Consider the following 12,591-nt stretch of genomic DNA (forward strand, 5'->3'; position numbering starts at 1 on the left):
GGCGCGCCGATCACTCGTCGGCGTCCTGCTTGCGCGCGAACACGTAGCCCGAGCCGCGCACCGTCAGCACGCGCTTCGGGCACTTCGGGTCGTCCTCGATGCAGGCGCGGATGCGCGAGACGTGCACGTCGATGCTGCGATCGAAGGCCTCGATCGGATGGCCCTTCAGCGCATCCATGATCTGGTCGCGCGAGAGCACGCGGCCGGCGCTCTGCGCCAGCACGCACAGCAGATCGAACTGGTGGCCGGTGAGGTCGCAGGCCTTGCCTTCGATGCGCGCCTGGCGTGCACCCATGTCGATCTCCAGGCGGCCGAAGCGCAGCAGCTCGTCGCCGGCGGTGTCCGGCTCGGCACGGCGCAGCAAGGCCTTGATCCGCGCCAGCAGCTCGCGCGGCTCGAAGGGTTTGGGCAGGTAGTCATCGGCGCCGAGCTCGAGGCCGACGACGCGGTCGAGCGGCTCGCCGCGCGCGGTCAGCATCAGCAGCGGCAGCCGCTTCAGCCGCGCATCGGCGCGCAGCTCGCGGGTCAGGTCGAGGCCGTCGCCGTCGGGCAGCATCAGGTCGAGCACCAGCGCGTCGTAGGCTTCGCCGCGCAGCCGCTCGCGGCCGGCAGCCAGCGAACCGGCCGTGTCGACCTGGTAGCCGTGGCCACGCAGGTAGTCGCCGACCATCGTCGTCAGCCGGGCGTCGTCGTCGATCAGCAGCAGTCGTGCGCTCATGGGGCCATTATTCAAAAACAAAAACGCCCCGGCGCACGGGGCGCCGGAGCGAAACTCCTGGGAGGAAGGAAATCAGTGCGCATCGGCCGTAGGGCCGGCTCGACCAAACTAGCTGCGCTTCGGCGCGCCACCCGACTCGCGCTCGCGGTGATGGCGCTCCATCATGTCGCGCCGCTTGCCCATCTGCTCGGCGAGCTTCACGCGCTGCTCCGGCGTCAGCACGGCCGACGCATCGATCATCGCCTGCAGCATGCGCTTGCTGGCGGCTTCGTGCAGCACCGCCTGCTTCTGGCGCAGCGCTTCGGCGGCGCGGGCGTCGACGGTCGTCGCGGTGAAGACCTGCACCCACTGCGCGCGCAGGTCGCCGGCGGCGGCCCGCTGCTGGTGCACTTCGTCGCGCGCGGCCTTGAAGATCTCGTGCACGCGCGCCTGCTGTTCGGCGCTGGCGCCGATCGACTGCAACAGTCGACCGGACATCATCATCGAGCCATGGTGTCCCCCACCGTGGTGGCCGCCCCCCGGCATGGCCTGCGCGAGCTGCGCGGCGCCGCCGGCCAGCGCCAGCACCAACATGCCGGCTGCCAGGGCCCAGGGGCCTTTCGAGCGCATCGTCGTGATCATTGCGGCTTACCTCATCGAATCAGGTTGCGATGAAGTCATTCTGGGCAGGCGACTTATCGGCCCCTCATCCGGGGGGTAAAGATCTGCAAAGGGGTACGGTCGGGGGGCTGGCCGCTCAGCCGCCGGCGGCTTCGACACGCACCAGCCGGCGCCGCAAGGCGTAGTTCGCGTTTTCGCAGCGCAGTTCCAGCCGCAGCAGCACGCCGCTGCGCCGGTCGACGGACATCACGCCATCCAGCCTCGTGCTGCCACCGGCGCCGGCCGGCGCATCGCCGAACAGCTCGATCACCGCGACGTCGAAATCGCGGCCGCCGATCTGCTGCGGCCCGATCGCCACCACCTGGCCGCGCACGCGCGCGGTGCCGGGCGATGCGTCTGCGGCCGCGAGCTCGCCGGCGAGGACCTGGCCGAGCTCGAGCTCGCGCCGCAGCAATCGTTGCCACCCGATCAGCTGCGAACGCTGCGGCAAGCTCACCGCCTGGCCATCGAGATCGACTGAGAATTCGGGCGGGTCGCTGCGCAGCGAAGCGACGCGCATGCCGAGCTCGTGCGGCAGCCCGCGATGGCCGGCGCGGTGCTCGTAGACCAGGCGATCACCGAGTGCCACCGGCAGCGCGCCAGCACCCTCGGAGGCCGACGCGGCGGTCAGGGTGGTGTCGCAGCGACGCCGAGCGGCGGCGACCTGCATCGCCTCGAAGCGGCCCTTCAGCTCGGCGAGTTCCACCGCCTCCATGCCATCGGGTCGCATCGCCAGCAGCGCCGGCCAGAACACGGTGACGCCGAGGCCGAGCGCGATCATGTTGTGGCCGACACGCGCATCGACCGCATAGGCCACGTCGGCTGCGCGCTGTTGCACGCTGTCGATCTCACCGAACAGCCGGTCGCAGTTCCAGCTTGTATAGGCAGCCGGATCCCCGGGTTTGGCGCGCACGTCGACCGAGCGCGTGGCGCAGCCGCTGGCCAGCGCCAGGACGCCGATCGCCAGCCAGGGTCCGACGGAATGCATGGCCGGCGATTGTGCCTGCAGCAACGCCCGCGGCGCCAGTGCGGTGATCGCCGGGGTTCAGCGCTGCGCCTGGGGCGGGGCCTGGGTCGGCTGAGCCTGCGCCGTCTGCGCCGTCTGCGCCGTCGGCAGCGCGAGTTCGTTGCGCACGTCGACGACGCCTTGCGGCGCCCGGGCCAGCACGGTCGCACGATCACGCGCTTCGATGGTCGGCGCCGGTCCGCGCAGCGTCACGATGCCCTCGCGCGTGTCGACCTCGATCTTCAGTGCGCTCAGCGCCGGGTCGGCGGCCAGGGCAGTCTTCACGCTGGCCGTGATGCCGACATCGCCGACCGCACCGGCCGCACGGGCCACCGACTGCGAGCCGCGCTCGACGACGCCGTCGGCCGAACGCCGCACCTCGTCGCCCAGGCCGCGCACGGCGTTCTCGCCGCGTTCGACCGTGGCATCGATGCGCTCTCCGAGCGTCGCGCTCTCGTAGTAGTCGGAGACCGCCAGGCCGGCGATCACCGCACCGACGGCAGCCGGGATCAGCCAGGCGAACCAGCGGATGCGACGGCGCGGCGGTGGTGCGACACGGGTCGGCTTCGGCGGAGGTTGCGTCGCGACAGCCGATTCCAGCGGAGTGCGATGGGTCATCATGGCCCCAAGCCTAGAGCTCGCCCCCCTTCGCGCCTGTCGGCGGCCCGGCGGTTTTGCTGTCCGTACAGTCCTACGACGCGCCGACCCGGTCGGACTCGCGCAGGAAATCGGACAGGTGCGCCTCGCCCACCTGAAGCTTGTCACCCGCGCGGTAGTCCGACGGGCTGACATCGAAGGGCAGCGTGCGTTCGGCCGGATGGGCGCCGCGGCGGTCGAGCTCGTTCGAGATCTGCTGCTGCAACTGCAGCAGCGCCGGGTGCGCCATCGTGTTCAAGCCGTCGAGCTGGACCATGATCTTCTGCAGCACCGGTGCCGGCGTCGCGACGATCGCCTGAGCACCCTGGCGCCCGAGCGCCGATTCCAGGTAGCGCAGATGCGGCAGCGCATGCCGCGAATCGGGTCGCGCGTCGAGCAGCGTCTTCAGCGCGGCGCGCTGCACGACAGCCCCGGCATCGGTCGGCGGGCCGGCCGTCGCGGCTGTCGGCTCGGGTGCCGCGACAACCGGCGCGGCGCGGCGCTCTTCGAGGCTCAGGCGCAGCGCGCCGCCATCGCGCGCGAGGCGCACATGGCCGAACAGCAGCTTGCGCACCAGGCCGACCAGGCCGCCGCGCGGCTTCTTCGCGGGAAGGGGGGCGGATTCGGGGGGCGTGTGGCGGGTGGACATCTCGAAGCACAAGGCAGTACGCCTTAGGGATATCGGTTGTTCACGCGCCGGCTTGAACGCCGTCTCCGGGGCCGGGCAGCGATGCGCCGAACACATGCGCCGGCGCCGCGTCGAGTGCGAGGTGGTAGTGCATCACCGGCCGCTCGTACATCACGACCTGCATCGACGCGCGGGGCACGAAGCCGCACGCTTCCAGCAGCCGCGCCGAGGCCACGTTCTCCGGAAACACCCAGGCGCTCAGCTCGTGCAGTTGTCGCTGCTCGGCTTCGCGACGCAGCGCTGCAACGAGTGCGCGTCCCACGCCACGGCGGCGCAGGTCCGGCGTCACGAAGAAACGCAACTCGCCGTCGAGCAGATAGCCCGCACCGGCGACCTCCGATCGCCCATGCCGCACCGCGGTAACGGCCAGGTGCGCGCCGCGCGGGCTGTCCTGGCAGGCCTGCCACTCGCGCAGCAGGATCTCCCGCGCGCGCCGCGGCGCGAGCGCGGCGCCGAAGCAGCCGCGCATCACGGCGGGCTTGATGATGATCGACTCGAGCTGCTCGAGCACAGCCGGGGAGGTCGGACCGATGGTCAGATTCGGCGTTCGATGGGGCGATGCTTTCACCGGATCGATTCTGAATCGGTCCAGACGTTGGGGAGCGTTTCAGAGGTAAGGAGCTTGCGCCGATCGGGTCGTTTGGAGCAGGAAAGAAAAACGGGCCGCGAAGGCCCGTGTTTCGTAGTCGTCTGGCGGAGAAGGAGGGATTCGAACCCTCGATACGGGGTTACCGTATACCGGATTTCGAGTCCGGCGCATTCGACCACTCTGCCACCTCTCCTGATCCCGCTTCACCGGTGGTCGCCCGGGTGAAGCCTGCGATTCTAGCGCATCAATTCCGCAGTTCTTCCAGGCCGCCGAGGTACGGACGCAAGGCCGCCGGGATGCGGATGCTGCCGTCGGCCTGCTGATGGTTCTCGAGCACCGCCACCAGCGTGCGGCCGACCGCCAGGCCCGAACCGTTGAGCGTGTGCACGAGCTCGGGCTTGCCCTGCGCATTGCGATAGCGCGCCTGCATGCGCCGCGCCTGGAACGCGCCACAGTCGGAACACGAGCTGATCTCGCGATAGGTGTCCTGCGCCGGCAGCCAGACCTCGAGGTCGTAGGTCTTGGTCGCTCCGAAGCCCATGTCGCCGGTCGACAGCAGCATCACGCGGTACGGCAGCTCGAGCTTGCGCAGGATGACCTCGGCATGCCCGACCATCTCCTCGAGCGCGCGCGCGCTGTCTTCCGGGCGCGTGACCTGCACCATCTCGACCTTGTCGAACTGGTGCTGCCGGATCATGCCGCGCGTGTCGCGCCCGGCCGAGCCGGCTTCGGAGCGGAAGCACGGGCTGTGCGCGGTGAGCTTCACCGGGAGGTCTTCGGCCTTGAGGATCTGCTCGCGCACGGTGTTCGTGAGGGAGACCTCCGAGGTTGGGATGAGGTACTGCTCCTGCGGCACCTCATCCCCCGCTTCCGCACCCCGGAAGACCCAGAACATGTCCTGCTTGAGCTTGGGCAGCTGGCCGGTGCCTTCGAGGATCTCGCGGTTGACGATGTAGGGCGTGTAGCACTCGGTGTAGCCGTGCTCGGCCGTCTGCACGTCGAGCATGAATTGCGCGAGCGCCCGGTGCAGCCGCGCCACCGGGCCCTTCATGAACGTGAAGCGCGAGCCGGCGAGCTTCGTGCCCATCTCGAAGTCCAGGCCGAGCGGCGCGCCGAGGTCGACGTGGTCCCTGACCGCGAAGTCGAACACGCGCGGGTCGCCCCAGCGGCGCTGCTCGACGTTGGCATGCTCGTCGGGGCCGACCGGCACGCTCTCGTGCGGCAGGTTCGGCACGCTCATCAGCAGCATGGCCAGCTCGGCCTGCAGCGCTTCGAGCCGTTCACCGCCGGCCTTCATCTCGTCGGCGATGCCGCTCACTTCGGACATCAGCGCCGAGGTGTCCTCGCCCTTGCCCTTGAGCTGGCCGATCTGCTTCGACAGCGCATTGCGCCTGGCCTGCAGCTCCTCGGTGCGGGTCTGCAGCGTCTTGCGTTCGCCCTCGAGCGCGCGAAAACGCTCGACGTCGAGGAAGGGTTGCGGGGTCTTGCGGGTCTCGAGCCGGGCGACCACCTGGTCGAGGTCGCGGCGCAGCAGGCTGATGTCGAGCATGAGGTGTCCTTGGAATCGGGGCGATTGTAGAAACGGCACCCGAGGGTGCCGTTGTGTGCTGCATGCAGACGAACGGCGCGGGCTCAGGATCGCGAGGAGGAGAACTCGCGCATCGACTTGTCGCCCAGCCCCACCGGCAACGGGAAGCGCACCGTCTCCTCGACGCCGGACATGCGGCGCAGGCTCACGGCGCCCAGCTCGCGCAGCCGGGTGATGACCTGCTGCACCAGCACGTCCGGCGCCGATGCGCCGGCGGTGAGCCCCACGCGCGGGCGGCCCTCGAACCAGGCGGGCTGCAGGTCGGCGGTCGAATCGATCATGTACGCAGGCGTGCCGATCCGCTCGGCCAGTTCGCGCAGCCGGTTGCTGTTGCTGCTGGTCGGGCTGCCGACGACGATCACGACGTCGACCTGCGGCGCCATCAGCTTGACGGCGTCCTGCCGGTTCTGCGTCGCATAGCAGATGTCCTGCTGCTTCGGCTCGCGCACCTGCGGGAAGCGCAGCTTCACGGCGGCGAGGATCGCCGCCGCATCGTCGACCGACAGCGTGGTCTGCGTGACGACGGCGAGCTTGTCGCCCTTCGGGCTCACGCCGGCGACGTCGGCCACCTCCTCGACCAGGTAGATGCCCTCGGACAGCTGGCCCATCGTGCCCTCGACCTCAGGATGACCCTTGTGGCCGATCATCACGAACTCGTAGCCTTCCCTGGCCAGCTTGGCGACCTCGACGTGCACCTTGGTCACCAGGGGGCAGGTGGCATCGAAGATCTGGAAGCCGCGCTGCTTCGCTTCGTCGCGCACCGCGCGCGCCACGCCGTGGGCGCTGAAGACCAGCGTCGCGCCGGGCGGCACGTCGGCCAGGTCCTCGATGAAGATCGCGCCCTTGGCCTTCAGGTCGTTGACGACGTAGGTGTTGTGAACGATCTCATGGCGCACGTAGATCGGCGCGCCGAAGCGCTCCAGCGCGCGCTCGACGATCTCGATCGCACGGTCGACGCCGGCGCAGAAGCCGCGCGGCTCGGCCAGCAGCACATCGTCTACCCGCGTGTTGAGTTGGGTCGCCGTCATGAGACCCCCTTGGCGCTGCGCGCCATCCCCCCGAGGGGGAGCGAGCGCCTTCGGAACGGCCGGGCGGCGCTCACAGCACGCCCACGACGTGGACCTCGAAGCTCACCGGCTGCCCGGCCAACGGGTGGTTGAAGTCGAACAGCAGCCAGTCGTCGCCGACCTCGCGCACGACGCCGGCATAGGCGCCCTGCCCGTCCGGGGTCGGGAACTGCACGACGTCGCCCGGGCCGTACTGCGCGTCCGGATCACCCAGCTCGTCGAGCAGCGCGCGCTTCACGCGCTGCAGCAGCGAGGGGTTGCGCTCGCCGAACGCAGCGCCGGCGGCGAGCTGGAAGGTTTCATGCGCGCCTTCGGCGAGGCCGAGCAGTCGCTGCTCGATCGCCGGCGCGAGCTGGCCGCTGCCGAGTGACAGCGTCGCCGGCGGGCCGTCGAAGGTGTTGATCACGTCGGCCCCATCGGGGCCGGCGAGCCGGTAATGCAGGGTCAGGAACGACCCCTCCTGAATGGTGATCACGCCGATGGGGGAGAAGTTGAGTCGCGCTCGGGCGAATAGACTGAACGGCATTTTACGAGGGGGGCGGCCCGGGCCGTTGACGATGTCGATCAAGCACTTGCCGAGCCAGGCCCGGCCACGCGAGAAACTGCTGGCGCTCGGGCCTGCGGCGCTGGCCGATGCCGAGCTGCTGGCGTTGCTGTTGCGCACCGGCCTTCCCGGCCAGGGCGTGCTGCAGCTGGCCGAGAGCGTGCTGCAGCGCTTCGGCGGCTTTGCCGGCCTGTTGCAGGCCAAACCGGCCGAGTTGACGATCAAAGGCCTCGGGCCGGCCAAGCGCGCCGAGCTGTCGGCGGTGGTCGAGATGGCGCGGCGCTCGCTCGCCCAGCGCCTGACTGAAGCGCCGGTGTTCGATTCGCCGGCGGCCGTCAAGGACTTCGTGCGCCTGAAGCTGGCGGGCTTGACGCAGGAGGTCTTCGCGGTGCTGTTCCTCGACAGCCAGCACCGCCTGCTGCAGTGGGACGAGATGTTTCGCGGCACGCTGAACCAGACCAGCGTCTACCCGCGCGAGGTCGTCAAGCGCGCGCTGGCGCTGAACGCGGGGGCGGCGATCCTCGCGCACAACCATCCGTCCGGCCTCGCCGAGCCGTCGCGCGCCGATGAATTTCTCACGCAGACGCTGAAGAACGCGCTGCAACTGATCGACGTGCGCGTGCTCGATCACCTGGTGGTCGGCCAGGGGGCCGTGGTGTCGATTGCGGAGCGAGGCTTGTTGTGAAGATCAGGAGCCTGGCCGAGCTCGGTGCGCTGCGCGAGGCGATGGCCCGTTCGCAGCGCGAAACGGCCGAGCGCATCGCGCGCGAACGCGAGCGGCATCGGCGCCAGCAGGCGCAGCACGATCTCTTCGCGCGCTCGGTCGGGCCGGTGCATCCGATGCGTGATCGCGGCCTGGCCGAGATCATCCGGCCGCGCCCGGCGCCGCATCCGCGCCAGCGCGAGCTCGACGAGCAGGCGGCGGTGCGTGAGTCGATGTCCGACGAGGTCAATCTCGAATCGTTGCTGCTGACCGACGACGGCCTGAGCTACCGCCGGCCGGGCATCGGGCCGGAAGTCGTCACCAAGCTGCGCCGCGGCCACTGGGCGCTGCAGGGCCAGATCGACCTGCACGGACTGAATCGCGACGAGGCACGTCAGGCACTTTCCGGCTACCTGCACGAATGCCAGCGCCGCGGCATGCGCTGCCTGCGCGTCGTGCACGGCAAAGGCCATGGCTCGCCCGGACGCCAGCCGGTGTTGAAGGCCAAGGTGCAGCGCTGGCTGGCGCAGAGCGCCGAGGTGATCGCCTTCGCGCAGGCCAGCGGCCCGCAGGGCGGCGCCGGGGCGCTGGTCGTGCTGTTGAGCGGCTGATCAGCCGCCCTTGTTGCGCATCCAGTCGGCCGTGCCGAAGAAGCTCTCGGCCAGGCGCTCGGCCAGTGCCGGGTCGACGGCCCGGTCATGCATCGCCTGCAGCATGCAGGCCATCCACTGGTCGCGCTCACGGATGCCGATGGCATACGGCAGGTGCCGGGCGCGCAGCCGCGGATGGCCGAAACGCTCGATGTAGTGGTTCGGCCCGCCGAGCCAGCCGCAGAGGAACCAGAACAGCTTGTCGCGCGAGCCGTCGAGCGTGGCCGGATGCAGCGCGCGCAACTCGGTGAACACCGGCTCGAGGTCCATCAGGTCGTAGAAGTGGTCGACCAGCGCGCGCACGGCGAGCTCGCCGCCGATGCGCTCGAAGGGTGTGACCACCGAGGCGTCGGCCTCGTCGTCGATGTCTGCCATCGTGGGTTCAGCCGACCAGCTTGCCGGCAGCGGCGACAAGCGCCTGCGCCGCCGGGCTGCCCGGCAGCGCTTCGAGCAGCAGCTGGCGCCGTTGCACCGTCTCGCGCACCGCGTTGTCCTGTGGGATGTCGCCGATGTGCTCGAGCTTGACCGGCTGCGCCAGCGTGCCGTTGACGAAGCGGTCGACCACCAGCTGCAGCTGGGTGCGCACGGTGCGGCCTTCGCCGGCGCGTTGCGTCTGGTTGACCAGCAGCTTCATCGGCCGCGCCGCCTGGGTCGACGCCAGCACCTTGACGGTGGCGTAGGCGTCGGCGAGCGAGGTGGGCTCGGGCGTCGCGACGATCAGCACCTCGTCGGCCAGCGAGATCGTGAACAGCACGACGTCGGAGATGCCGGCACCGGTGTCGAGCAGCACATGGTCGTAGCGCGGTCGCACGCGGTTGATGACGTCGAGCAGCTTGTCGCGTACTTCGGGCGTCATGCGCGAGTACTCGATCAGCCCCGAGCCGGCCAGCAGCACCGAGAAGCCGCCCGGCGCGGGCAGGATCGCATCGTCGAGCGGCGTGCGGCCGGTGAAGACGTCATGCAGCGTCAGCCGCGAATACAAATTCAGCACGACGTCGAGGTTCGCCAGGCCCAGGTCGGCATCCAGCACCAGCACGCGCGCGCCGCGGCGCGCCAATGCGGCGGCCAGGTTGGCGGTGGTGAAGGTCTTGCCGACGCCGCCCTTGCCGCTGGTCACGGCGGTGATGCGCGCGCCTTTCTGCGGCACGGCGGGCGGCGCGGCGGGCGAGGTGGTGGGCGCGGCGGCGGGACCGGCCGCGCCGGGTGCCCCAGGGGCCGACGGAGTCACGGGGGTCATTCGAAATCCTGAAACTGGGAGGTGCCGAACAGCAGGCCCTTTTCTTCGGCACTGACCGACGGCACTTCGGAGGGTTCGATGCAGACGCGGTCGCGGCCTTCGGCCTTGGCGCGGTAGAGCTGGCGATCGGCGCGCTCCATCCAGAGCTCGGTCGACGAGCGCACCCACTGTTGGGCAAAGGCACCGCCGACGCTGACCGTCACGCCGATCGCGCGGCCGTCGAGCAGCGGCACGCTGGTGCGGGCGACGCGCTGGCGTACGCGCGCGGCGACTTGCGGGCCGAAAGCGGCCGGGCAGTTCGGCAGCACGACGGCGAACTCTTCGCCGCCGATGCGCGCGACCAGGTCCATCGGCCGCACGGTGACGGCCAGCGCCTCGCCGACGGCGCGGATCACCTGGTCGCCGACGGCGTGGCCGTGGCTGTCGTTGATGCGCTTGAAGTGGTCGATGTCGACGACCAGCAGCAGCGCCGATTCGCCGGAGCGCGCGACGCGGTCGACCTCGCGCGCCAGCGCCAGCTCGAAGTGGCGGCGGTTCGACAGGCCGGTGAGCGGATCGCGGCTCGACAGGTCGACCAGGCGATCGATCAGCTGCTGCATCCAGGCCTGCGAGCCGGGAATCCCGGCCGGCACGTCCTGTCCGGCCTGCCGCAGCAAGGCGAGCGCCGTGTCCAGCCGCAGCACATCGGCATCGGTGAACAGCAACGGCGATCGGTGATGAGCGTCCACTGAAGAGTTGGGGGGGTACAGCCTGGCGGCCAGTCTAGCAGTGGCCCTGCCGCCAGCGGGGGCTTGAATAGCGGGCCAAACCGGCCTTTCTTCCGCCCGCTTGGCCTTCAGCCGCTCGGTCAGACTGCCGATCACATGCCGTGATGCCGCGCCGTCCGATCCCCTGGCCCGAGCCGAAGAACCAGATGCCATGTCCGAACTGATTGCACCGATCCGAACCGAGTCGCCGAGTGGCGGCACCGCCGTCGAGCAGGAATTCACGTTCTCGAAGGCCGACTTCGACAAGGTGCGCGAGCTGATCTATGAGCGCGCCGGCATCAGCCTGCACGCGGGCAAGCAGGCGATGGTCTACAGCCGGCTGTCGCGCCGGCTGCGCGAGACCAGCCACCGCTCGTTCGCCAGCTACCTGCAGTGGCTGCAGTCGCACACCGGCGCCAGCGGCGAGGCCGAATGGCAGGAGTTCATCAACTGCCTGACGACCAACCTGACCTCGTTCTTCCGCGAGGACCACCATTTCCATGCGCTGGCCGACGACCTGAAGGCCCGCGCCGGCCAGAACCTGCGCATCTGGTGCAGCGCGGCGTCGACCGGCGAGGAGCCGTATTCGATCGCGATGATCGTCGCCGAGGCGCTGGGCGCGAACGCCTCGGTGCGCATCATGGCCAGCGACATCGACACCAAGGTGCTGGCGACCGCGCAGCGCGGCGTCTACGACGCCGATTCGCGCGGGCTGACGCCGCAGCGGCTGCAGCGCCACTTCCTGCGCGGCAAGGCGGGCAACGCCGGGCTGATCCGTGTCAAGCCCGAGCTGGCGCGGCTGATCGAGTTCCGGCCGTTCAACCTGATGAGCCGCGACTGGGCCCTCGGCGAGCCCTTCGACATCATCTTCTGCCGCAACGTGATGATCTATTTCGATGCACCGACGCAGCGCCAGGTGCTGCAGCAGATGCACCGCATCACGCGGCCGGGCGGATTGCTGTATGTCGGCCATTCCGAGAATTTCACCGACTCGCGCGACCTCTACCGGCTGCGCGGCAAGACGATCTACCAGAAGGCCTGACGCGCCCCGCTCGGCCTTTGAAGCACCTTTCCAGAAAACGCTGCACCCAGGACCGCCCATGATCCCGATGCCCACCGCCGGCGCCGCGCCGGCCACGCGAGCGCCGCTGATGAACTCGTCGCCGCGCCTGGAGCGGCTCAAAGCCGGCAGCCGCAAGCCGGGCGAAGCCTCCTTCTTCTTCTGGGATGCCCACTTCAAGAACGATTCGGTCAAGGTGCTGCCCGGCGAGTACTTCGTGCATGACGAAGACCTGCTGATCACGACCACGCTCGGCTCGTGCATCGCCGCCTGCCTGTGGGACCGCGAGCGCCGCATTGGCGGCATGAACCACTTCATGCTGCCCGACGGCGCCGGCGACTCCGGGCGCTACGGCTCGTACGCGATGGAACTGCTGATCAACGAGATGATGAAACGCGGCGCCTCGCGCATCACGATGGAGGCCAAGGTCTTCGGCGGCGGCGCGGTGATCAGCGGCATGAACACCCTCAACGTCGGCGAGCGCAACACGAAGTTCGTCATCGAGTACCTGCAGACCGAGCGCATCCCGATCGTCAGCAAGGACGTGATGGACGTCTACCCGCGCAAGGTCTGCTTCCTGCCCGGCAGCGGCAAGGCGATGGTCAAGCGCCTGGCACCGACCAACGCCGAGGCGCTGGTGGCACAAGACCGCGCCGCGGCGCAGAAGGCCGTGCCGGTGACCACCGGCGGCGGCTCGGTCGACCTGTTCTGACGCCCACC

General features: G+C 69.7%; 16 protein-coding genes and 1 tRNA gene. 4 read left to right on the forward strand and 13 right to left on the reverse strand.

The features are described 5' to 3' along the window. Positions 1-10 precede the first annotated feature (10 nt). The 10 genes from HLB44_RS24295 to HLB44_RS24340 form a co-directional block, all read right to left on the reverse strand. Complete coding sequence (locus HLB44_RS24295) at positions 11-718, reverse strand: response regulator (RefSeq protein WP_173128408.1); 708 nt, start codon at positions 716-718, stop codon at positions 11-13. A 108-nt stretch (positions 719-826) separates the two neighbouring features. After that, a complete protein-coding gene (locus HLB44_RS24300) occupies positions 827-1,339 on the reverse strand; it encodes a Spy/CpxP family protein refolding chaperone (protein WP_173128411.1) in 513 nt (170 codons plus the stop codon). Positions 1,340-1,454: 115 nt separating this feature from the next. Continuing rightward, positions 1,455-2,345: a hypothetical protein gene (locus HLB44_RS24305; RefSeq protein WP_173128413.1), complete on the reverse strand. Its 891-nt coding sequence runs from the start codon at positions 2,343-2,345 to the stop codon at positions 1,455-1,457. 57 nt (positions 2,346-2,402) lie between these two features. Continuing rightward, positions 2,403-2,981 (reverse strand): BON domain-containing protein, encoded by a 579-nt coding sequence (locus HLB44_RS24310; RefSeq protein ID WP_173128416.1) that lies wholly within the window; start codon positions 2,979-2,981, stop codon positions 2,403-2,405. 73 nt (positions 2,982-3,054) lie between these two features. Further along, positions 3,055-3,648, reverse strand: coding sequence for a hypothetical protein (locus tag HLB44_RS24315; protein WP_173128419.1), 594 nt, complete (start codon positions 3,646-3,648; stop codon positions 3,055-3,057). A 40-nt stretch (positions 3,649-3,688) separates the two neighbouring features. Next, entirely contained in the window at positions 3,689-4,255 is a 567-nt protein-coding gene (locus HLB44_RS24320; protein WP_173128422.1) for a GNAT family N-acetyltransferase, read from the reverse strand. Positions 4,256-4,378: 123 nt separating this feature from the next. Next, positions 4,379-4,469 (reverse strand) — tRNA-Ser (locus HLB44_RS24325). Positions 4,470-4,520: 51 nt separating this feature from the next. Then, positions 4,521-5,825, reverse strand: coding sequence for a serine--tRNA ligase (gene serS / locus HLB44_RS24330; RefSeq protein WP_173128425.1), 1,305 nt, complete (start codon positions 5,823-5,825; stop codon positions 4,521-4,523). Between the two features lie 83 nt (positions 5,826-5,908). After that, positions 5,909-6,892, reverse strand: coding sequence for a 4-hydroxy-3-methylbut-2-enyl diphosphate reductase (gene ispH, locus HLB44_RS24335; RefSeq protein WP_173128428.1), 984 nt, complete (start codon positions 6,890-6,892; stop codon positions 5,909-5,911). A 70-nt stretch (positions 6,893-6,962) separates the two neighbouring features. Then, positions 6,963-7,457, reverse strand: a complete 495-nt coding sequence (locus tag HLB44_RS24340; RefSeq protein ID WP_173128673.1) for an FKBP-type peptidyl-prolyl cis-trans isomerase — start codon at positions 7,455-7,457, stop codon at positions 6,963-6,965. A 31-nt stretch (positions 7,458-7,488) separates the two neighbouring features. Here HLB44_RS24340 and radC point away from each other — a divergent pair, with 31 nt between their 5' ends. Both radC and HLB44_RS24350 read left to right on the forward strand, forming a co-directional pair. Beyond that, positions 7,489-8,160, forward strand: a complete 672-nt coding sequence (radC, locus tag HLB44_RS24345; RefSeq protein ID WP_173128432.1) for a RadC family protein — start codon at positions 7,489-7,491, stop codon at positions 8,158-8,160. Further along, entirely contained in the window at positions 8,157-8,789 is a 633-nt protein-coding gene (locus tag HLB44_RS24350) for a Smr/MutS family protein (protein WP_173128434.1), read from the forward strand. Before radC ends, HLB44_RS24350 begins: the two co-directional genes overlap by 4 nt. Here HLB44_RS24350 and HLB44_RS24355 read toward each other — a convergent pair whose 3' ends face one another. The 3 genes from HLB44_RS24355 to HLB44_RS24365 are packed head-to-tail and all read right to left on the reverse strand — an operon-like array spanning position 8,790 to position 10,769. Continuing rightward, on the reverse strand, positions 8,790-9,203 hold the full coding sequence (locus tag HLB44_RS24355; protein WP_173128437.1) for a group II truncated hemoglobin: 414 nt from the start codon (positions 9,201-9,203) through the stop codon (positions 8,790-8,792). 7 nt (positions 9,204-9,210) lie between these two features. Next, a complete protein-coding gene (locus tag HLB44_RS24360) occupies positions 9,211-10,065 on the reverse strand; it encodes a MinD/ParA family protein (RefSeq protein WP_173128440.1) in 855 nt (284 codons plus the stop codon). Then, positions 10,062-10,769: a GGDEF domain-containing protein gene (locus HLB44_RS24365; protein WP_246312429.1), complete on the reverse strand. Its 708-nt coding sequence runs from the start codon at positions 10,767-10,769 to the stop codon at positions 10,062-10,064. The genes HLB44_RS24360 and HLB44_RS24365 overlap by 4 nt, the downstream gene beginning before the upstream one ends. 214 nt (positions 10,770-10,983) lie before the next feature. Here HLB44_RS24365 and HLB44_RS24370 point away from each other — a divergent pair, with 214 nt between their 5' ends. Together HLB44_RS24370 and cheD are read left to right on the forward strand one after the other, a co-directional pair. Further along, positions 10,984-11,853, forward strand: a complete 870-nt coding sequence (locus HLB44_RS24370) for a CheR family methyltransferase (protein WP_173128444.1) — start codon at positions 10,984-10,986, stop codon at positions 11,851-11,853. Between the two features lie 67 nt (positions 11,854-11,920). Continuing rightward, a complete protein-coding gene (gene cheD, locus HLB44_RS24375) occupies positions 11,921-12,583 on the forward strand; it encodes a chemoreceptor glutamine deamidase CheD (RefSeq protein WP_246312459.1) in 663 nt (220 codons plus the stop codon). Positions 12,584-12,591 lie beyond the last annotated feature (8 nt).

Source organism: Pseudaquabacterium terrae (genome assembly GCF_013266755.1).
Lineage (GTDB): Bacteria > Pseudomonadota > Gammaproteobacteria > Burkholderiales > Burkholderiaceae_C > Pseudaquabacterium > Pseudaquabacterium terrae.

Excerpts from the sequence above, each read along its gene's own strand:
- serS (WP_173128425.1), bottom strand. The coding sequence starts at position 5,825 with ATGCTCGACATCAGCCTGCTGCGCCGCGACCTCGACCAGGTGGTCGCC.
- HLB44_RS24300 (WP_173128411.1), bottom strand. The coding sequence starts at position 1,339 with ATGATCACGACGATGCGCTCGAAAGGCCCCTGGGCCCTGGCAGCCGGC.
- HLB44_RS24360 (WP_173128440.1), bottom strand. The coding sequence starts at position 10,065 with ATGACCCCCGTGACTCCGTCGGCCCCTGGGGCACCCGGCGCGGCCGGT.
- ispH (WP_173128428.1), bottom strand. The coding sequence starts at position 6,892 with ATGACGGCGACCCAACTCAACACGCGGGTAGACGATGTGCTGCTGGCC.
- cheD (WP_246312459.1), top strand. The coding sequence starts at position 11,921 with ATGCCCACCGCCGGCGCCGCGCCGGCCACGCGAGCGCCGCTGATGAAC.
- HLB44_RS24370 (WP_173128444.1), top strand. The coding sequence starts at position 10,984 with ATGTCCGAACTGATTGCACCGATCCGAACCGAGTCGCCGAGTGGCGGC.
- HLB44_RS24315 (WP_173128419.1), bottom strand. The coding sequence starts at position 3,648 with ATGTCCACCCGCCACACGCCCCCCGAATCCGCCCCCCTTCCCGCGAAG.
- radC (WP_173128432.1), top strand. The coding sequence starts at position 7,489 with ATGTCGATCAAGCACTTGCCGAGCCAGGCCCGGCCACGCGAGAAACTG.
- HLB44_RS24305 (WP_173128413.1), bottom strand. The coding sequence starts at position 2,345 with ATGCATTCCGTCGGACCCTGGCTGGCGATCGGCGTCCTGGCGCTGGCC.
- HLB44_RS24355 (WP_173128437.1), bottom strand. The coding sequence starts at position 9,203 with ATGGCAGACATCGACGACGAGGCCGACGCCTCGGTGGTCACACCCTTC.
- HLB44_RS24295 (WP_173128408.1), bottom strand. The coding sequence starts at position 718 with ATGAGCGCACGACTGCTGCTGATCGACGACGACGCCCGGCTGACGACG.
- HLB44_RS24340 (WP_173128673.1), bottom strand. The coding sequence starts at position 7,457 with ATGCCGTTCAGTCTATTCGCCCGAGCGCGACTCAACTTCTCCCCCATC.
- HLB44_RS24310 (WP_173128416.1), bottom strand. The coding sequence starts at position 2,981 with ATGACCCATCGCACTCCGCTGGAATCGGCTGTCGCGACGCAACCTCCG.